Source organism: Prolixibacter sp. SD074, from assembly GCF_009617895.1.
In the GTDB taxonomy this organism is placed as follows: Bacteria; Bacteroidota; Bacteroidia; order Bacteroidales; family Prolixibacteraceae; genus Prolixibacter.
The window spans coordinates 1,646,936-1,667,737 of the sequence record NZ_BLAW01000001.1; the positions used below are offsets into that span (position 1 = coordinate 1,646,936).

Sequence of the window (20,802 nt, forward strand, 5' to 3'; positions counted from 1 at the left end):
ACCCCAAAATTAGTTCACAAACAGCTGCCCGTTCCTGCTTCGGGTGGCTGTTTTACTTTTGAGGTAAATCCTTCTCCATTAAAACACTTAGTGTCCCGTCGATAATGGCTGTTCCGGTTTCCCGGAAACCAACCTTTTGGTAGAATTTCCGGGCCGCTATTTGCGGCTCTGATGTCTCGAGGTGGAATTTCTCATAGCCCCGCGATACCGCTTCATTTTCCAATTGCACGTATAACTCCCGTGCCAGTCCCGTTCCCTGGTAATCCGGATCCACACGCATACGCTTAATCTCAGCCAGATGCCCGGTTGTTTTCCGAAAAGCTCCCATCGCTACAACCCGACCTTCATCCTCGCCTACGAGGAAATAGCCGTTATCACCACCATATATCGTATCCAAATAAGGCAAATCATCGTCCCAGGGACCTTCTCCCCGGTACATTCCAATGGCTTCGAGCGCTTTCCGATGCAACCCCACTATCTTATCAAAATCCTCTTTACGGTACACCCTGATTTTTACCATCGTGTTTACTGCAATTAAATGAATTCACCCATAATAAGGCATAATGCATCCATATTGTTTAGTCTTACATATCTAAAATTATTATAAAACGACAACGAAGGTGAACCAACGCTGCCGCTGATAACACCCTTTTCCGCAAACACTTGTAAAAATGAAAGCGGAATCCCAAACAGGGACCCCGCTCATAAAAACCTAAAAACTTTGCGAAAAAAAAGATTGGCTACTTACTATTAAACGTGCACCAACTTGATTTATTGGCATGGATCAAAAAAAAAAGATCAAGTTGATATACATGGTAGCGCTATTTTAATAACCACATTTTTCCATTGATATTGTCATCGCCATTAAATTGTCTCGCAACAGCATCCTGCACATTGGCTGCATTTGTATTATATTCATCTTCGGGATACATCCAACGCACCGGAACCTGACCATTGTTTCCAACCGCACCACCAGTCAGAAATTTCGGATATCCTGTTCGGCGATGGTTATAAAACTGTTCCCAGCCAGTCTGGAAATAAAACTGGATATATTTCTGGGTTATGATATATCGAATACGCTCGTCGAAAGTGGTAGCATTATCAAAGTTAACCATTGGTTGATTCAGATATTCAGCAATGGCATCATCCCCTAAATATGAGGCGTAATTCGCTGCATACTTCCGGTAGAAAAGAAATGATGCTTTGATCCCTTCGTTATAAAAAGCCTTTACTTTTGCCAAATCGCCACCTTCAATCCAGCCACGGACCGTCGCTTCCGCCAGAATAAACTGCAGCTCTTCATACCCCATCAATTTGTGAGGCTCGTTCACCGGTCCGTCAAAATAACGGGGGTTCACCATCGATACATATCCTTTGTTTCTTTCGTCAGAAATGGCGCCAAACGTCAAGGTTGGATCAGCCCCACCATATGCATCAAAGTCATTTACCGGAAGGCCTGTCGATACTGCATTGGGATTCGGTTGACAGAAAACAAACAACCGGGGATCCTGGCGGTCCTTCAGCAATTGAACAAAAGTGGAATCCATTCCAACCGATCCGAATTTGCCCAAAAACTCAAAATAGCGGCTTCCCTTTTGGTCCAGATATACCAGCTGCCCCGCATCGTCGATGCTCCCGATCAACGGCTCATTTTGATAGATATTTTGGAAACGCGCCGAAATATCTAACGTAGCATCATTCGCTCTATTCGATAGGTTCATAAGAATACGTAGCCGGAAAGAGTTGATTAGCCTACGCCACTTCATCGGATCGCCGCCATAAATGATATCTCCGTCAATATAGGTTACACTTTTCAAACCTTCATTCGCAGCTTTCAGTTCATCCAGTAAGGCCGGAATAATCTTCGATTGCTCATCGTATTTCGGTGCATATACCCCGTCTGTTTCCCCTTTTAAAGCATCGGAATAAGGTACATCCCCAAACCGGCGGGTCAACTCGTAAAACTGATAAGCACGGAAGAAATGAGCCAGATAGGTGTATTCTGGGGTACCCTGCTTGTCGGCCTCTTCCATCATCTTTGTAATATTCCGAAGCTGATTGTAACGGTCAAAATTATCGCGATCCCAGGTATAATATTGCTCGTTGCTGGCCCCATCGGAGCTAACCATTACCCTCGAAGCAAACATCGAACCGGTTCCCTGTCCGTTAAAGGCATTCCAGGCAATATCCTTCAGCAGCAACTTGGGATGTGTCTCCGGTGCGTTATTTGGGTTGACATTAATATCCTGCAACTTTTCACACGAAAACAGTGTGGCAGCCAACAGGAAGAATAATATGGATTTTTGTATGAATTTCATGATTTGCATTGATTAGAATTTAACACCCAGTCCAAAACCAACATATCGTGCCGAAGGATCCTGTAAGTTGTCGTCGTTACCAAAATCCGGATCAATCAACTTCGCTTTTTTCCACATCGCTAAATTTCGTCCAATGAGCTGTACATACGCTTCTTTAACAACCGTTCCGGCAAAAAGCGAAGAGCAATCGTACTTAATTGAAGCCTCACGGAGTTTGATGAACGAAGCATCGAAGGTATTCACATCCATTTCTTCGGCACGGTAACCGTATGTCATCGCCCAGTCGGAGTACTTCAATCCTTTTCCGTTTTTCGCAAAAACACGGGTATCGGAAATAATATTTCCATCGGTATCGTATTGAACATCGCCACTCACTACTGCTACCCCATCCGGAACGTAAAGCTTACCGGCATATTCCGCATCACGGTTAGCCACCGACTCGGGATGTTTTCCTCCCCACCAGAGTTTAGCAACCGTAAGCGAAGGCATAATTCCTCCCACACGACCATCAACCTGTGCGTTGAACTGCCAGTTTCCTACGGTGAACGTATTGTTCCAGCCAAACTGCCAATTCGCATCGAGGTGACCCAATTTCCGTGCAAACGGGTCACGAATGGGCAATCCGCTCGCCTGGTCAATGATGGTTTGCCCGTCGGGCGATTTTTGCCAGACAGTTGCATAGTAGCTGTCGACCCGTTCATTCATATGCAGGTACCCGTATTTTGTGGCCCCTCCATAGATTTCGCTCAACACCTTTTTATTGGTCGACCAGTTAACCGCCATATTCCAGCGCATCTTGTCCGTCAGCACCGGAACAACATTTACCATCAATTCCACGCCGGTGGTATTATATACATTGCCATTCACCTTACGGGAATCAAATCCGGAAGTGATAGACAGCGGAAGGTCAATGATCTGGTTCTCGTCTTTCACCTTATAGTAGGTAGCGTCAATACTCAAACGATTCTTGAACAATCCAAGATTTCCGCCCAGTTCCCATGAAGTCGATTTTGCCGGCTGAATTTCACTGTTCGCCAGGCTGGAAGGATACGACATACCGGGAGTTGAACCATACATTGATGTATTTGAGTAGGTGTTATAAAGGCTATACACACCCAGGTCAGTAGAAACTTGCGCCCATGTTGAACGCAGCTGCGCATGGCTCATCCATGAAGGCAGCTTCACGATATTATCAAACACAAAACTTCCGGAAACCGAAGGATAGAAATAAGAGTTATTATCGACCGGAAGTGTGGATGACCAGTCATTACGTCCGGAGATAGTCCCGTAGAATGCTTTGAACAGTTCAATATTGACACTTCCGTATGCACTTCGGGTAGCTTTTTTCTCGATGGTATTGCTTGCCTTAACCGGTCCCAGGCTGTTACCCAGGTTAAAAAGTCCACCGGTAATCAAACCATCGGTCGATGCATATTGATAGTCGTAATCATAACGGAACGAAGAAGCTCCGGCAAACGCATCGAGGCTGAACTTATCAGAGAAACTCTTCGTATAAGTTGCCAAAACATCAAAATCGTAATAGTTCCATTTGGTTTTCCAGTCCTCGAAATTTCCCAGCACACTGTTTCCGTAGTAGAGGTAACTCTTTGGGGTCTTCCGGTTTTCGTACTGAAAACGGTTTCGCACTGCACCCCGTGCCTGGATGGACAAATTTGGCAAAAGCTGGTAGTTCAGCGAAACATTGCTGTTGACAACGTTCCGGTCGTACCTCTGGGTACATTCATAAGCCATGAAATACGGGTTATTGTACCACAGGTAATTCCAGTTGGCCTGTTTGTAGTTTTCACGGCCTTTCATCCAGTAGTCGCGCATGTCCCGAATATTCACGTCATATCCCATCCAGACCGCAATGGTGTACATGTGGTTGAGCGGACCGTATCCGTGACGTGGATAATTATCGGTGTACACCTTGTTATACGAAAGCCTGGCATCCAACGTCAGTTTGTTCGTAATCTTATATTGCGAACTCATGTTGATACCTGTGCTGTTCAGTTGCGAATTCGGCACCATACCTTTTTGGTACATATGACTACCGGACAACCGGATTGAGCCTTTATCATTCGAAGAACTGATGCTGAAATTGGAGTTGGATACAATTCCTGTTTCCAGGAAATTTTTCAGGTTATCAGGATGCGAAACCCACGGAGTGGCGACACGCTGATAACGATTGGCGTCATCATATTGAGTCCCCTTAACCGGGCCTTTCCAGGGAATCATCTCGCCTGTTTGTAAATCTTTAATCGGGCTGTTCCACTGCACAATGTTCGTTCCCTGATCCAGTTTGGGCCCCCAAATCAGGTCATCGTCGTGAATACCGCCACCGGCTCCATCCACAAATTTATATTGTCCGCCTGAACCGTTTCCATATTCGCTTTGCACTTTAGGAAAGGCTACAAACCCGGCCGAGAACATTTCGCTGTTACTAACCGAGATATTCAGTTTTCCTTTGGCAGCATTTTTCGTGGTAACCATGATAGCCCCATCTTTACCGCGCGAACCGTAAAGCGCCGAGGCCGCCGTACCTTTCAGTACGTTGATGCTGGCAATATCATCACTCGAAATATCATAAAAGTCAGTTGAGATAGGAATACCATCCAATACAATCAGCGGTTTTTTCCCGCGAAGGAGAAAATCAGGCGCCTGAAACAGTCCCGTTTTGGTATGAACGGTCAATCCGGAAACTTTTCCCGCCAGGGTGTTCATCACGTTCACGTCTTCCACCTGGGTGAGTTGCTTACCGGTAATCTCCTGCGTGGCATATCCGAGCCGTTTCTTCTCGGTTTTAATTCCCAAAGCAGTCACAACCACTTCATCAATCGCTTCGGTGTTTTTCTTCAGAACGACATTAATGGTCTTCTGTCCATTGACTGGAACTTCCTGAGGAGTGTAACCGATGAAAGAAAATACCAGCACACCTCCGCCCGGCGCATGAATGGTATAGTTCCCGTCAATATCGGTTACCGTTCCGTTGGTGGTACCTTTTATCACCACATTCACTCCCGGAACCGATTCCCCTTCCCGACTTTTAACAGACCCTTTTATTTCTGTTTGAGCAAAGGCCTGTTGTCCCATGAGGAATCCCAGAAAGGCCAGAAACAGAAAAAGCTTTTTTTTCATATCTTTAAAACAGTTAATAAATAGGTTATTTGAAATAGCTTATTTGCATAAAAAAGGGGTTGTTACAGCAACCCCTTCGTTAATTTGTTACATATCCTTCAGTTTTACCTGGTTAAATTGAGCTAGCAATGCCTCCGGATTCCTCCTGTTTTGCTGAAGGGCGTCCTCGAAACTTTGGCTTTTTTCGCTTAACGCAGCTATCGCAATGGTCAACACTCGTTCAAAGCCTTTTCGGGCATTCACCGAATTCATCCCACCATGGGCCACCTGTTTTGAATAGTACTTATCAATCTTTCGAACGGCATTGTAAATAGCAGGCTTACGAATAATAATGCGTGTAGCCGGATTGCCCGGAGCAATCGGTTCCTGATCGGTATAACTTTCGTTGAACATATCCACCAAAGGCGACAACGATGTATCGAAGCGTTCTCCGTCCACAACCGCCGCTTTCTGTTTGGTATAATTATCCAAATCAGGCGAATAGAATTCCCACTTGTAATCTCTCGCAACAGCTTCCTTTTCTGCCGGATGTTTGGTTTTGAATTCCGTTTCGTTCACATTTGCCGCATAATCCTGTCCTAACAGGACCTGTAACGGCAAGATGAACAGTAAAATCAATAATACCCCTTTCATTTCGCTCAGTTTTAGTCAATATTTATTAAATCAGGTGGTAAAAACAGCATCATCCATATCAGCCAACACTATCTTTACCGATTCAAAACTACGGTGAGAAAAAATGGAACGTATTAAATGCATTTTATCAACGTGTAACCATACTCTTTGGAAATGATTGAAGATTCATTTCAGAAATAATTCAATCCGGTTACTACCGGGTAAGATAAATTCAAAAACATCCGGAAGTACTCCCGGGAAAGAGTTCTTCCATCGGCTCAATCTTATTAAAACGTTACCCGGCTTCCGCCGAATGGTTATTTTAGCCGACCATAATCATAAACCTGCGTCAGCGATTCTGCGGTGCTTCCTGCGAGAGGTTCTTAATAATAAAACCAGATGGTCCGGTAATCGTGGATATTTTCGCCCCGGGAGGCCAGCTCTTCCAGGTAGTCGTAAATGGGCACATCCACGTAGTTGTATGGCGGAATGGGCTTGATATTCTTTTCCCACGGATGAAATTCGTACACCCGCGAGCCGTCCGGCAGAATCATTACCAGGCGCCTGTCCTGGCCGGCACGCAGATGGTTTTTCCCCAAACGGGGAACGTTAAACACCGGCTCATCCGTTCGATCGAGACCGGGAAGTAAGCGAGCCTCTTCTTTTCGCTCCTGCAGGATGCGGGCAATGGGCACCATGTATTGCTTCGTCTCTTCCTTCCCTTTCATGTTAAAGGTATAATACGGGTCGACACCGATTGATTTCAAATCTTTGCGCAATTTGGCCGTTTCGAAGCGTCGCGAATTCTCTACCGTAAATACCTGCTGGTTATAAACGCTAATGCCGGCTTTCCGCAGTTTCTGAACGGCTTCCATTGCCTCGGGTGTAATTTCATACGAATGCTCGAAATGTGTCACAAGGGAAAGCTGCAGACGGGGCGGCTGATGATATTTAGCCAGTATGGCCACCAACTCGTCGGTGAAGCGCATGGGCAGGACCACCGGCGTTCGCGAGCCAATCCGGATACGGTAAATATGCTTCTTTTCCGAAAGGATAGCCAGGATATTTTCCAGTTGCGCATCCCGCATCACGAGCGGGTCGCCCCCGGTTATCAGCACATCTCCGATGCTCTTGTGCCGGTCGAACCACGACAACGCATTCTGCAGTTTCTCTTTCGATGCCATCGCCCTGGGTTCCAGTACCCGCTCGATTTCCCAGTTCCGCTGGCAATACACACAAATTTGTGCACAGGTATTATATGGCTTAATGATCGCAATCATGGGATAACGCCGGGTGACCAAATCGACCGGCGAACAGTCGTGCTCGCCCATAAAATCGAAGGAGCGTTTTCGTCCGGGCCTGAGCTCACTCATTTTATCCACATACTCTTTCGGCGGAATGACCTGCGCCCGGATAGCATGATCGTATCCTACCGGGATTTGCGAATCCATCAAACTGAGATAGTAGGGCGTGATGCCGAAAGCAATGTTGTTTTGCACCGCCCTGTCGATAGCCTCTTGTTGTTCGGCAGACAGTTCAATCAAATCGGCCAACGGTTTGGCGCTCCGAATCACATTCCGGATTTGCCAAATGTAATTGTTCCAATCTTTTTCCGTTCCCTGGAAATGACGAAGGATGCGCGACCGGTTTTCGGTCCGCCAGCTGATTACTTCCTCCTCCAGTCCCGACGGGTATTTTTTGAAGTATTTCAGCATGCCCGAGCCCATCTCGTCCAGCATTTCCGTCTGTAAACGGGCTGCATCCCGGCCCTGCATCCGAAGAAAATCGGGGATTCCTTTCCTCACTTCCTTATCTTCGAGATAGATAAACGACTGGCCCGTTACTCCACGAAAAAGATTGATAAACTCCAGGATAAAACCAACCGATATCTTCTCCTTCAACTCCGTCCGTCTGTTTTGTGCTAATTTCCATAAGCTATCCAATGCCGAAAACTCAGTACGAAACTCATTGATAGGACCAATGATACTCCGCAATACGCGAATACATTCGCGTACCATCGATTTTTCGAGAATATGCAGATTGTTATCCAAATCGAAAACGCGCCGCTCAGTTCGATCCAGATATGCATAAAACTTATCACGGGCTTGTTCCAGATCTTCTGCCTCCATTAAAATCTGCCAGATATCTTTATTGGCATCCCAGAGTCGCTGGATATAATTCTCATAATCAATATTGGGATGCGATTTGAATAAACTAACATCATCCGATAAAATATCATCCTGTAACTTACTCCCCTCCCACTTTAACCTGGGTACCATACGGCTCTCCTTTCTTTTTTTTACAGAATTCTTCCTTTTATTAACTTCATGTACCATGAGGTAAGTTTTAAAATTTGACTAAAAATTTTCCCACCAAAAACACACGATATACAAGATAATATAAATTTGGCTTGGAAGCAATCTAAAGAATGCCCCTAAACTGGGTCATATCAACACCTGCCAAACAAATCTCATGAAGAAATTTTTGCTTTTCGAAGAGCATTTCTACGTTTATAATGATGATAGATAGGATAGCCAAACACAGCGAAAAGGATAACCGCCGTCCCGGCATAAAAACCACTGGTCATTTGTTCCGATTCTCCGAAGATAAAAAAGGCAAGCAGGATACCATAAATGGGTTCCAGGTTGATAGTCAGCGCCACAATGTACGCCGACAATTCCCGCATCACATCTACCTGCGCAGCAAAAGCAAATGCGGTACAAACAATTGCCAGTAAAAGCAGATAAAAGAGATCCATTCCGGTCATCTGAAGCGATGCCAGGTTAAGCTGACCTGTAAAAGCCAGGAAGATAGAAATTCCGGCAAAACCACCCAGCATTTCATAAAAACTAATAACGGACGCGCTATTGCGGGCAATAAGTTTTTTATTCAGAACAGTGAAAAGGCCGGCGAGAAAGGCAGAAGTCAGGGCAACTATGATCCCGGACGTATACCGTGTCTCGAAGCGGAAAACCAGATACAGACCGGCGATAATCATTACCCCGATGAATATATCCAGCAAATTCAAACTGCGCCGGAAAAACAACGGTTCCAGGAAACTGGTAAAAAGCGTAGTGGAAGCCAGACAGCCAAGCGTGACTGAAACATTGGAAATTTTGATCGCGCCAAAGAAGGCAATCCAGTGCGCACCGACGATGAGGCCAACGCCCAGAATTTGTATTAAATCCTTACGGGAAACACGAAAATTTTTCTTCCGGATACGGAAATACAGATAAAACGAAACAGCCGCTATTAACATGCGGAACCATACCAACTGTGCGGCCGGCAAAGTAATCAGCTTGCCCAATATAGCAGTGAATCCGTAAATCAGGACTACAAAATGCAGCTTAAAGTGGCTTTTCAGCGTATCGCTTTTCATTGTCAGGTTATCTGGTTCTACAAAGGTAATGCGGAATCGCAACTGCCAAAATAAATCTGCATCCGGCAGAAAAATTCTTATTACCTATTTCAGAAACTTCTCACGACGTTGCAGGTTCGTTAATCCGGCTAACAGAAAAATCACGCTGCCAACTCCCAGAAAGATGCGGTTTTTCTGTGTTATCTGCTGCCAAATCAACTCATTCATATCATCAGGAATGGAGAATGGATTGAGAAAAACATTCCATTGCGTGCGGTTAAGCAAATCGCTCAGAATCAACAATGCAATTCCAATAATGACCATGATGACCGCCGTTCCGTTCCCGTTTTTCACTACAGTAGATATCATGAAAGACAAGCACCCAAGAAATACAACCGGAAACATCAACTGGAGTGACATCGAAACAATAGGAAACGGCACCAGGGCATAGTAACCCAGCACACAAAACACCAGCAAGAACAGCCAAACCAGGATGAATACCATGACCAAACGAACCAACCATACTTTATACCGGTAATCGGGTATCCCGAAAAGGATTTCCAGTATTCGGGCATCGGCATCGTTCTGGATACCAAAGGCTGTTGGATAAAAGATGAGCAGTACCGCCGGAAAATATAATATCCCGTAAACTGATGACATGGTGTAACCCGGTTCATTAAAAACTAAATTGATGGCCAACAGAATGTAAAACACCAGTGAGGCCAGGAAAAACCACAGGAAACGGCCGGCAAAGATAATTTTCATGTTATACCTTGCCATTCGTACGATTAAATCGAACCAGCGGTTTTTCACCATTCTATCGATATATCTTGTATCCATTTTCAAATATTCATTTCGTCAACCAGAATCAACTGTTCTCTTTATGGATTCCTTTCAGCAAACACAAATAAGCCTCTTCCAATACCGGTTTCACCGGAACAGCACCCGGAGTAGGTTGAGATGCGGAAATAAACCGGACCTTAATCTGGCCGCCATCGCGCATGTGATGCACAACGCGGTCTTTTCCTTCCATGGCATCGAACTCTTTGGCCGGAATCAGGAACTGCCAAACCAGGCCATCGGCCAGTTTCAGCATGTTGTTGGGATGACCGGTATAACGTAGTTCACCACGGTTGATGACGGCTACCTGGTTACAGGAGCTGGAAATGTCTTCAATAACGTGCGTCGAGAAGATAACCACCCGCTCGCGGCTTAGTTCCACCAACAGGTTACGAAAACGAATTCGTTCCCGTGGGTCGAGGCCGGCTGTCGGCTCATCAACAACCAAGATACGCGGCAAATGCAGCAGGATTTGTGCAATACCAATGCGTTGCTTCATTCCACCTGAGAACGAACCAATTTTGTCGTCTTTCTTGTCCCACAGGTGAACTGCTTCCAACACGTATTGAACACGGGCTTCACGCGCTTCTTTATCGGACAATCCTTTCAGAATGGCTTGATAATCGAGAAATTCCCATGCCGACATATTTTCGTATGTACCGAATTCCTGCGGAAGATATCCGATCAATCCCTGCAATTCTTCACGCTTATGCTGTGTATCCACACCGTTAATCCAGACCTTGCCATAGCTCTGATCGTAAATTCCGCAAATCACGCGCATCATGGTCGATTTACCGGCACCATTGGGCCCGAGCAGACCAATCATTCCCGTACCAATATCCAGTGAAACGCCTCGCAACGCTTTGAACGGATCGTGCTTGCGGCCAATAACCGGAATTTGTTCCACCAGTTTGAAAAACAATCGGCGCAAGCCGGCAAAACGGCCTTTCAACCGTTCGATATTGATCTTGTCGCGGTATAAGTTGTCGGCTGTCACTTTCACGGCAAGTACGAAATACCACAACACAGCAATCATTACCACCGGGCCGATGGATTCCCACTTCAGGTAAAACAGCGCCAACGCCACTGCCGGCAATCCCCAGTACAATAACCGATGCATGATAATTCCGATTTTAACCGGGCGGTCTTTTCCGCTTTGCGCGGAAGAATATGCTAGCAACAGCTGTACCCTTCTCCAAATCGACAAAGCCATCAGGAACACAAAGTGCGACATAATAAACATCCACAAGCCGTTATCCAGATATGAAAAAGTGAAATAGGCCATGAAACCCATCAGCGGAATTTCCCAGATAAAATCGTCGAAGTCGCGCCATGAATGATAGGTTTTCAACTCACCTTTGCGTTCGCGAATGTTCCGGTTACCTTTCCATTCACGGATAAACCGGTTGCCCCGGTCATAAATCTTCACCAGGTTCTGAATCCTGATTTGAATCGGTACATCTGAATCGATAACCGCTTCGGTAGCTTTTCGCAGGCTGTTTTTTACGAACCAGGCCGCTCCGGGAACCAATACGGTTAATCCAACCAAATCGACCATCTGCCACATAAAGGCATCCACTTTCGTGAAGATAAGAATACAACCACCTATGTAAAGTAAAATCTGAAGGATTTGAATCCGGAGATCGAGCTTGCGTATCCAGTTAATCGCATTTTCGAGGCCAAAATAGAAGGTTGGAATAAAGATAAGCGTTAGCAATGTACTTACGCTTAGTCCTCCAATTACTGTAATAGCGAATGGAGCACCAATGGCTCCGACATATTCATTATCGCCCATCGCCAGTGGCATCATGGCCACGATGGTGGTGATAGCGGTAATCAGGATGGGGCGGATACGCGACATTCCGGCCGTAATCAGGGCGCGTTCTTTCCGGTAACCCCGCTTCCGCAGAATACCGGTATAGTCGATGAGAATAATTCCGTTATTCACCACCACGCCCAAGAGGATCAAAAATCCCGTCAAGGTATTGGCATTAAACAGGCTGTTCCCGGTAAAAATAAGCGCCAGGAATGAGCCGATGGCTGCCAGCGGGATGGAGAACATCAGCACAAAGGGCGTAGACAACGACTCGAATACTGACGCCAGAATCATCAGAATAAGGATAAAAGCCGCCAGGATCAGGAAATAGAATTCCTGCAGGCCATCTTCTTCGTGTATGACCTGGACGGCAACACCCGAAGGCAGATTGTAATTGGCTACGATCTGGTCTACTTCCATGCGGTAAGCATCGAGCAAAGTCTTCGAATCCTGCGCTTCATTGATAAAACGATAGCGGACTTCAACCTGTTTTTCCTGGTTCACCCGGTCAATATTTGCGTATCCGGAAGAGAAAACCACATCGGCTACTGACTGCAATTCGTGCGTACCACCATTCGCATCGGTGACGAGCAAATGCCGTAAGTCATCAGCTGAACGCTCTTTGTTCTCTTTTGCATCTTCATCACGAATGATAATGTCATACTGGTCGGTTCCTTGTTTGAACGGAACGTTGGTATTGATTTCCGGATTGAAAGAGTTCAGTTCTGAAGCGATGTTAGCCAACGGAATATCGTAAGCCGTCAGCAGTAACGGATGAAACTCCAGGTGAACTTCCGGCCGGTTATCGGAGTAGCTAACCTGCACCCGGCGCATCGATTTCAGACTTTCCAGATAATACTGTAAATCGGAAGCTACATTCTTCATGCTTTCGAAATCCTGTCCTTTGATAAGAATGCGTTCCCAGTTGGTCCCTACGCCCAAGAGGCGCATGAAACTGGTACCGCCACCACCAAAGGAGCCACCGCCCCCACCACCACGGTTTCCGGCAGAAGCTGGTTCTTCATCGACACTGATTTCAGCGCCGGAAATATTTTCAACACGATTTTCTACATCGCTTTTGATTTCGGCAATGCTTCGTTTACTGGTCTTCTTGTAACCGTCCTTCAGGGTAACCGTTACAACCGCGTTATCCTCTTCAATTTTACTGACGATATCCTGCTTTTCCTCAACCGGTTCTAACCGGCTTTCGATTTGTGAAACCACCTTATCGGTCGATGCCAGCGTCGAGCCGGAAGGCATGGTCACATAAACCTGAAAATCGTTGGTTTCGACTTCGCTAAGATTATTAACGCTGACCGCCAACAGAATAAAAATGGTCAGGAAGAAAAAGACCAAGGCACCAATAATGGTCCGGGCCGGGCTCCGCAGCGTATTTTTCAGCACCATCACATAGCCCTGAATAAGCGGATTCCGGGTCGATATCTGGTTGAAATTGATGGAACTGCTTTTCTTCCTGGTAAGGAAATAATGCGCCATCATGGGCACCAGCAGCAACGCCACAAACAAACTGATGGTGAGCGTTGAGATAATGGATACACCGACATTCTTCCCGATAAGGCTAATCAGGTAATTATCAGAAAAAAGGAAAGGCAAGAAGACAGTAATGGTCGTTAATGTAGCTGCTACGATGGAGCGCCATACTTCCGTTGTTCCCTGAATAACTGCCTTCGCCGGGGGAAGGCCCTGTGATCGTAATCGATAAATATTTTCGAGCACTACCACACTGTTGTCGAGCAACATCCCGACGGCCAGCGCCATCCCGACAAGGGTCAGGCTGTTGATGGTGACACCGGCAGCATAGAAGAAGTTGAACGCCGCATATACCGATATGGGAATGGCCAGCGCAATAACAGAAACCAGCTGGAAATTTTTCAGGAAGATCCAGAGCACCAACACGGCCAGAAGTCCACCCACCAGCGCCAGTTCGATGATCTGGTTGATATTGTCCTCCATGGTTTGTGCGGTGTTGTTCCGGACTACAATCTCGATATCTTTCGAAGCCAGTTTTTCATTCAGCTTCTTAACCACATCGAGCGTTTTGTGCGAAACATCAATCAGGTTAGCCTGGGCGTCGTTCACCAACCGGACCGTCACCGCATCCTTTCCGTTCACACGGGAATAGGACGTCTCTTCCTTTACACCGAAATAAACATTCGCTACATCTTTCAGCAGGATGGGACCGTCGGCGATCACGAGGTTTTCCAGCGATTTGATATCGGTGTATTCGGCATTTACATGCACAATGAATTGCCGGTTCGACTGGTACACGTTTCCGGCGAAAGCACGGGTTCGGTAACCCTGGGCAATTTTGCTGCGAATAGTTGCCGGCGTAATGCCATAAGCTTCGCACATCGCCTTTTTCAGGCGCACCTCGATGGATTTCTCCCGGCCACCATAGGCCGTTACACCGGCAACTCCGTCGATGTTTTCCAAATCAGGGACAACCTCCTGGTCTGTTTCGTTCCGGACTCTGTCGACACCTCCCGAGCCACGCACCTGGAGCTCCATGAACTGGTTGTTCATCTGGTCGAGGTCCACCTTCATCACGGTTACCCGGAATTCTTCAGGAAGCGACTGCTTTGCCTCGTCAATTTTTTCCTGCAGCTTCAGGTAGGTATACTTGAAATTGACGTTCTTCTTAAATTCGACGACAATGGTACCCCGCTGCGACTGCGCTGTCGACTGCAGATTTTCGATTCCCTGCATGGTTCCAATGGCTCCTTCTAACGGAATGATGGCCTGGTTCTCCATATATTTGGGGTCTACCTCCGTTTGGGTATTTACCTGAACGAAAAGCACGGGCAGCTCAGCATTGGGAAACAGCTCCATGGGGAGATTTTGCCAGGAGATGTATCCCAGCAAACTCAGCCCGATGAATAACATGCTGATAAGGGTCTTTCTGTTTATAATAAAGTTCATTCGTTCGCAAGTTTAGCTCGTCCGTTAACCCTTTTGGTCCAATTCCGGACAGTCCTTATCCCGGGATTCGTCACACTTCCTCGTCAGTCACAGTATCGAGACTGCGGATGGTCTTTCCGGTAAACAGATCGTACACAACCGGAATCACCACCAACGTCAGAATGGTGCTGGTTATCAAACCACCGATAACCGCCAGCGCCATTGATGAACGCAATGCAGCGCTCTCACCGAATCCGAAGGTGAGTGGCAACAACGCCAAAACAGTCGTCAAACTGGTCATAATAATGGGACGAATACGCTGTTGTCCCGCTACCGCGATGGCTTCCCGTTTATTCATACCGCCACGCCACAGCTGGTTGATGCGATCGACAAAAATGATGGAATCGTTGACCGCAATTCCCACCAGCATTATGACACCGATTAATGCCATGATATTGAACGGTTGCCCCATGATGAAGAACAACAGTACGGTTCCCACAATCGAGAACGGAATCGTGAGCAGGATAACGAATGGATGGATGAGCGACTCAAACTGGGAAGCCATCACCATATACACCAGAATAATGGATAACAGTAGCGCAAACTCAAGGTTATTCATCGACTCTTCCCGCTTTTGCTCCTCACCGGCAATTTTGTATTTGTAGTCAGTTGGCAGTTGCAAACCGGCCAGTTTACCGCGCATTTGAGCAACCACTCTATCCAACGGCACATTCTTATCCAAATCGGCCATTACCTTTCCAATGCGGTTTTGATTGAGCCGGTAAATCTCTTTTGGTGAAACCGATTCCTTCAGTTTGGCTATCTCATCCAGCCGGATAACTTGTCCGTTGCTGTTGAGTTCGATATTATGGAATTGCTTCAGGCTCATCTTGGGTGTGTGAATGGTGATGTCGCGCATCTCGCCTTCTTTCTCCATCTGACCGGCGTCCTGACCTTCCAGTTGAGCCGTAATCTGTCCCACCACCTGTTCAACACTGAGGTTGTGCATTCCCGCCATCAGGCGATCGATTTCCACATCTACTTCCGGATAGCCGTCTTCGATGTTGGTACGCATATTATACAATCCGGGAACATCCTGAATCCGCTGCATTACTTGTTTCGTGAGCGTGTCGATTACATTCAAATCTTCTCCCTGTATTTCCAGGACAACGGGGGCATCCTGTGTACCCAGAATACTTTGCAGCGCTGTTTCGTCCTGCACAAAACTCACCTCGAATTGCGGATTATCTTTATACCAATTCGAAACCGCCCCCACCACATTCCGGGAATTGTATTTCGCATCAGGTTTCAGTACTACTTTTACCTCCGCTGTATTCTCGCCTTCAAAGACACTTTCCGTCGTAGCTGATAAATCAGAACCCGGGCCGATGCGGGAATAAATAGATTGCACGTTGTCGCCCAACAATTTCTTAAGCAAAGCTTCCATCGAAGCAACACCTTCCGAAGTCCGCTCCAACGGTGTTCCTTCCGGCATTTTTACGTCGATGGTGAATTCCCGGCTATCAGCTTTGGGCATGAATTCACTTCCGATAAAAGGATAAAGCAATGCTGAAATGGCTAACAATACAACACTTCCACCAATCACCCACCAGCGACGTCCCAGAATCCGCGTCAGGAATGTTCCGTATCCTTTTACCTGAACGGAACGAAACTGCAGTGTCGCTTCCTTCTTCCGGTAAATGCGGTGATACATCATTGGAATCAGGAAAATGGCTACCACCAGTGAAGATAGCAGCGAGAATGCTACTGTCCACGCCTGGTCGCGGAACAACTCACCTGATGCGCCATGCAGATAGACAATAGGAAGGAAAACGACAATGGTCGTCAACGTGGAAGCCGTGATGGCCCCTCCAACCTGCGCGGTACCAACTATCGCCGATTCGCGTACCGACAAACCACTTTCGTGATTCCGGAAGATATTCTCCATTACCACAATGGCATTATCCACCAGCATTCCGGCTCCCAGGGCCAATCCCCCCAATGTCATAATATTCAGGGTTAACCCGTTAAAATACATCAGGTTGAAGGTGGCAATAATGGAAATTGGAATCGCCAAACTCACAATGAGCGTTGTCCCAAATCGTCGCAGGAATAGAAACAATACAAACACAGCCAACACAATGCCGATGAGTAACGTATTCTTCACCTCGTTAATGGCACTCTTAATAAATGTTCCCTGGTTACTCACTACCGTGAATTCGTAACCCGGAAGCGCCCTGGTGATTTTGGCCAGCTCTTCGTTGATGTCCCGGACCGCTTTTACGGTATTGAATCGCGTCTCTTTGTAGATTGCCAGTCCAATACAGCGTTTCCCATTTACACGGACTATGTTTTCGGGGTCTTTATTCTGGTAAGAAACATGGGCTACTTCGCCCAGAAAGATAGGCGCTTTCTGAACCGTTTCACTACCGGTAACCGGAGCTTTATAACCGACGGCCAGGTTATTAAAGTCGTCGATATCGCGCAGCATGCTCACACCTTTCACGATGTATTGCATGCCGGTTTCGGTAATGGAACCGCCTGAGATACTCCGGTTAAACGCTTCGATCTTCTGACTCAAATCATCCATCGTCAGGTTAAAAGCTTCCAGCTTATAGGGATCGGTATCGATGCGGACTTCCCTTTCCTCCTGTCCGGACAGTTCCACTTCGGCAATACCTTCGAGGCGAATCAGTTCGTTACGAATATAGTTTTCAGCCACCTTCCGCAGTTCGTTCATGTCAGTAAGCGACTCGTTGGAAAGGCCAACAATCATCACCGGAGCAGTATTTGGATCGTGCTGCGTAATATTCAGCTCATCAATCTCGCTATTCTGTGTATAATTCGACAAAGCTTTCTGCAAATCGAGGAAAGCTTCGTCCATATCTTTTCCCCAGGTATATTCGACAGAAATTTGTGCCGAACCGGTGCGAATGATAGAAGAAACCTGCGCCACGTTGCTTTGCCGGATGGCCAACGCTTCGATGTTTTTCACAAACAACGTCTCCATCTCTTCAGGCGGGCGCTCGCCCGATTTTATCTCCACATACAACCGGGGCGAATTCAAATCGGGAAACAGGTCAATTCCCAATCGTTGGTACGAGATGATGCCGAGCAAGAGGATTGCCATTACCGCCATCAATACCGTAACCGGATAATTCACCGCAAAATTTGTTAGTTTTCTCATAGAAATATGATTTTCCTGGTCAGCGGACGCTGCCGGAATAACTACTTAACTACCTTTACTTTCGACCGGTTACGTAATGTTTCGAAACCTTTGGTAACCACCCGGTCGTTTGCCTTAAGGCCTGAAACCACCTGTACCTGGTTATCATTTTCCAGGCCGGTTTCAATCACCCGTTGCTGTGCTGCGCCTTTTACAACGATATAAACTGTTTTTCCGCGGTTACCCGAAACGATAATATCTTTTGGGATGACAATGGCACTGTCCATCCGTGCTACCTGGATATCGGCCTTCACAAACATTCCGGGACGAAGTTTCAGCTCGGGATTATCGATACGGATTTTCCCGGTGAACGTTCGCGTCTCACTGCTTACAACTGGCGAAAGTTCGCTGATTCTTCCCGTTAGGGTATCTTCCGGAAGGGTATAATTGGTAATATTAACTTCCTGCCCGACTTTTACTGTGGAAAGATTCTTCTCGGGCAGGTTCACTTCCATATTCAGCGTATTATAATCCATGATGGTAGCCACTGCCGTTCCCGACGCAACGCGTGTCCCGTTGGTAAAATTGGGCAAAGTGACCAAAATTCCGCTAACCGGAGCCTTTACATTCATCTTCGCCAGTTGCAATTGTGCATTTTCGTAATCCTGCTTTGCCTGGCTCAACGATACTTCCGAGTTTTTCACTTCACGAAGTGTCACACCGCCTTTTTCGTAAAGTGATTGCTGCTTTTCATATTCCAGCTTGGCAATCTCGTAGTTCAGCTTCTTTGTTTCGAGCGATACTCCGTTTTTGTACTCTTCATCTTCCAGTTTGACAATCACCTGCCCTTTTTGCACTTTATCACCTAACCGGAACGGATGCCCCGTTTTCGCATTGCGTTGCAGATAATAGTTACCGGCCATTTCGGTATTCAGTGTTGCCTCGCTGGCGGCATTGGCGGTTCCCGTTGTACTGACATATTGCCCAATACTACTCTTTTTTACATCCTGAACTGAAACCGGGATGGCCAGTTCGTTGCCCAGTTGGTTATTCTGATTGCCACAGGACGCGAATACAGGTAAAAGAGCGGCAAGCAGCCATTTATTCGATATTTTCATTTTTGCACGATTTTTCAGAAATGGTTATTTGGTTTGGCTATCGCGATATTCTTTCAAAAATTCTTCTGGTACAACCGATTTTTTTGCTTCGAAGTCGTAAAGCGTCTGTACTTTCAGGTTCAACAGCTCAATCCGGTAGTTGATGAGCGACTGTGCATATGCCATTTTTTTCTCCGAAAGCTGCGACTGATACAGGTTCAAATCCATGCTGGTCAGGTCACCATTCTGGTAACGTTCCAGGTTAATATCATACGTCAATTGTGCGTTCTTTTCGTTGATCTTCGCGATGTTAATCTGGTTTTTCATGTTTTGAAGGCTCCGCACCACCTGGCGAATATCCAGGACAATCTGGATTTTTTCATTATTCAGACTGAGTTGCTGCGTTTTTATGACCGCTTCCTGCGCCCGAATGTTCGCCTTCTTTTCGCCCCAATCCCACAGCGGAATATTAAATGCCACGTTCACACGCGGATTCCGGGTCGGGTTGTCATAAACATTTTTTAACTCCGGGTTGTCACCAAGCAAACCGTAGGTTATGTTCACATCACCGCGAAATTCATTGGCAGCTTTTACCTGAATCAAATCAAACTGCGAGTTCTCCACATTGATTTCCCTTTGCCTGATTTCCATGCGGGAGGACAAGCCGTGATCAATAGCCATTTTCTGGTCTACCGACACCGGTTTCACCTCTACATCGGCCATCACCGTAATCTCTTCATTGATATCCATTCCGATGTACTGCTTGAACTGATCTTTATAATTTTCCAGCGTTACTCGCTGGTTTTCCAGATCGGAACGTGCCGTTTCCTTGTTCACTTCAGCCTGATACAATTCTTCCTGCGCAGCCAATCCGGCATCGACCTTGTTCTTAATGATATCGTAACTCTTCAGGGTGTTTTTGTATTCGTCCTCTTTGATGTTCAGGCTCATCTGTGCCTGGTAAACATCGTAGAAAAACTGCGAAACCATCTTCTCCAGGTTCAACCGTTGCATGGCATAACTCAACATCGCATTTTCGTTATCCAACTCCAGTTGCTTCAGCTCCATTTTTTGCCGGTTGTACGTAAACAACGGCTGTGTGATACTGAGATACAAATTGTTGTAAAACGACTTATCCCGGACCCCGCTGTATTCACTGTAACTGTTCCTCCAACCAAATTCGTTGTTCAGCGAAATGGTCCCATCGGTGAGCAAAATCGGTTGTTGAACAGTAAATGTTCCATATGTTTGGAAATTATCGGTGGTGTTCCACTGCGAGATCAAATCGTTGAATGACCGGCTTTGACTGTATTGCAGCGGATTCAGACTAAGCGAAAATTGAGATTTCATGGAAGCCCGCTTCGCATTCAGCGACTCGCTTGTCCGCTCCAGGTTCAGACGGGAAGCTATCAAATCAGGACTATGTTTAACAGCTATCGCCATCGCATCATCAAGCGTCAGGATTTTCTGCGCATGAACCGGCACGGTCACTCCCATCAACAACAGTAAACAGAGATACTTTAGTTTCTTCATGGATT

Annotated in this window: 11 protein-coding genes; all 11 read right to left on the reverse strand. The window is 46.5% G+C overall.

What is annotated here, in order from left to right; genetic code table 11:
* Window positions 1–52: 52 nt before the first annotated feature.
* On the reverse strand, window positions 53–520 hold the full coding sequence (locus tag GJU82_RS07280) for a GNAT family N-acetyltransferase (protein ID WP_153631545.1): 468 nt from the start codon (window positions 518–520) through the stop codon (window positions 53–55).
* A gap of 301 nt (window positions 521–821) precedes the next feature.
* Entirely contained in the window at window positions 822–2,318 is a 1,497-nt protein-coding gene (locus GJU82_RS07285) for a SusD/RagB family nutrient-binding outer membrane lipoprotein (RefSeq protein ID WP_194830996.1), read from the reverse strand.
* Between the two features lie 12 nt (window positions 2,319–2,330).
* A complete protein-coding gene (locus tag GJU82_RS07290) occupies window positions 2,331–5,456 on the reverse strand; it encodes a SusC/RagA family TonB-linked outer membrane protein (RefSeq protein WP_153631547.1) in 3,126 nt (1,041 codons plus the stop codon).
* An 87-nt stretch (window positions 5,457–5,543) separates the two neighbouring features.
* Complete coding sequence (locus tag GJU82_RS07295; protein WP_153631548.1) at window positions 5,544–6,089, reverse strand: hypothetical protein; 546 nt, start codon at window positions 6,087–6,089, stop codon at window positions 5,544–5,546.
* Between the two features lie 362 nt (window positions 6,090–6,451).
* A complete protein-coding gene (locus GJU82_RS07300) occupies window positions 6,452–8,347 on the reverse strand; it encodes a KamA family radical SAM protein (protein ID WP_153631549.1) in 1,896 nt (631 codons plus the stop codon).
* Window positions 8,348–8,538: 191 nt separating this feature from the next.
* Window positions 8,539–9,447, reverse strand: coding sequence for a DMT family transporter (locus GJU82_RS07305; protein ID WP_153631550.1), 909 nt, complete (start codon window positions 9,445–9,447; stop codon window positions 8,539–8,541).
* 84 nt (window positions 9,448–9,531) lie between these two features.
* Window positions 9,532–10,266, reverse strand: coding sequence for a hypothetical protein (locus GJU82_RS07310; protein ID WP_228488611.1), 735 nt, complete (start codon window positions 10,264–10,266; stop codon window positions 9,532–9,534).
* Between the two features lie 28 nt (window positions 10,267–10,294).
* Window positions 10,295–15,022: an efflux RND transporter permease subunit gene (locus tag GJU82_RS07315; protein ID WP_153631551.1), complete on the reverse strand. Its 4,728-nt coding sequence runs from the start codon at window positions 15,020–15,022 to the stop codon at window positions 10,295–10,297.
* A 70-nt stretch (window positions 15,023–15,092) separates the two neighbouring features.
* Window positions 15,093–18,188, reverse strand: a complete 3,096-nt coding sequence (locus tag GJU82_RS07320; RefSeq protein WP_153631552.1) for an efflux RND transporter permease subunit — start codon at window positions 18,186–18,188, stop codon at window positions 15,093–15,095.
* Window positions 18,189–18,229: 41 nt separating this feature from the next.
* Window positions 18,230–19,285 carry an efflux RND transporter periplasmic adaptor subunit gene (locus GJU82_RS07325; protein WP_153631553.1) on the reverse strand — a complete coding sequence of 352 codons (1,056 nt, stop codon included), beginning with the start codon at window positions 19,283–19,285 and terminating at the stop codon, window positions 18,230–18,232.
* Window positions 19,286–19,309: 24 nt separating this feature from the next.
* Entirely contained in the window at window positions 19,310–20,797 is a 1,488-nt protein-coding gene (locus GJU82_RS07330) for a TolC family protein (protein ID WP_153631554.1), read from the reverse strand.
* Between the last annotated feature and the right edge of the window lie 5 nt (window positions 20,798–20,802).

Excerpts from the sequence above, each read along its gene's own strand:
- GJU82_RS07280 (WP_153631545.1), bottom strand. The coding sequence starts at position 520 with ATGGTAAAAATCAGGGTGTACCGTAAAGAGGATTTTGATAAGATAGTG.
- GJU82_RS07285 (WP_194830996.1), bottom strand. The coding sequence starts at position 2,318 with ATGAAATTCATACAAAAATCCATATTATTCTTCCTGTTGGCTGCCACA.
- GJU82_RS07290 (WP_153631547.1), bottom strand. The coding sequence starts at position 5,456 with ATGAAAAAAAAGCTTTTTCTGTTTCTGGCCTTTCTGGGATTCCTCATG.
- GJU82_RS07295 (WP_153631548.1), bottom strand. The coding sequence starts at position 6,089 with ATGAAAGGGGTATTATTGATTTTACTGTTCATCTTGCCGTTACAGGTC.
- GJU82_RS07300 (WP_153631549.1), bottom strand. The coding sequence starts at position 8,347 with ATGGTACCCAGGTTAAAGTGGGAGGGGAGTAAGTTACAGGATGATATT.
- GJU82_RS07305 (WP_153631550.1), bottom strand. The coding sequence starts at position 9,447 with ATGAAAAGCGATACGCTGAAAAGCCACTTTAAGCTGCATTTTGTAGTC.
- GJU82_RS07310 (WP_228488611.1), bottom strand. The coding sequence starts at position 10,266 with ATGGATACAAGATATATCGATAGAATGGTGAAAAACCGCTGGTTCGAT.
- GJU82_RS07315 (WP_153631551.1), bottom strand. The coding sequence starts at position 15,022 with ATGAACTTTATTATAAACAGAAAGACCCTTATCAGCATGTTATTCATC.
- GJU82_RS07320 (WP_153631552.1), bottom strand. The coding sequence starts at position 18,188 with ATGAGAAAACTAACAAATTTTGCGGTGAATTATCCGGTTACGGTATTG.
- GJU82_RS07325 (WP_153631553.1), bottom strand. The coding sequence starts at position 19,285 with ATGAAAATATCGAATAAATGGCTGCTTGCCGCTCTTTTACCTGTATTC.
- GJU82_RS07330 (WP_153631554.1), bottom strand. The coding sequence starts at position 20,797 with ATGAAGAAACTAAAGTATCTCTGTTTACTGTTGTTGATGGGAGTGACC.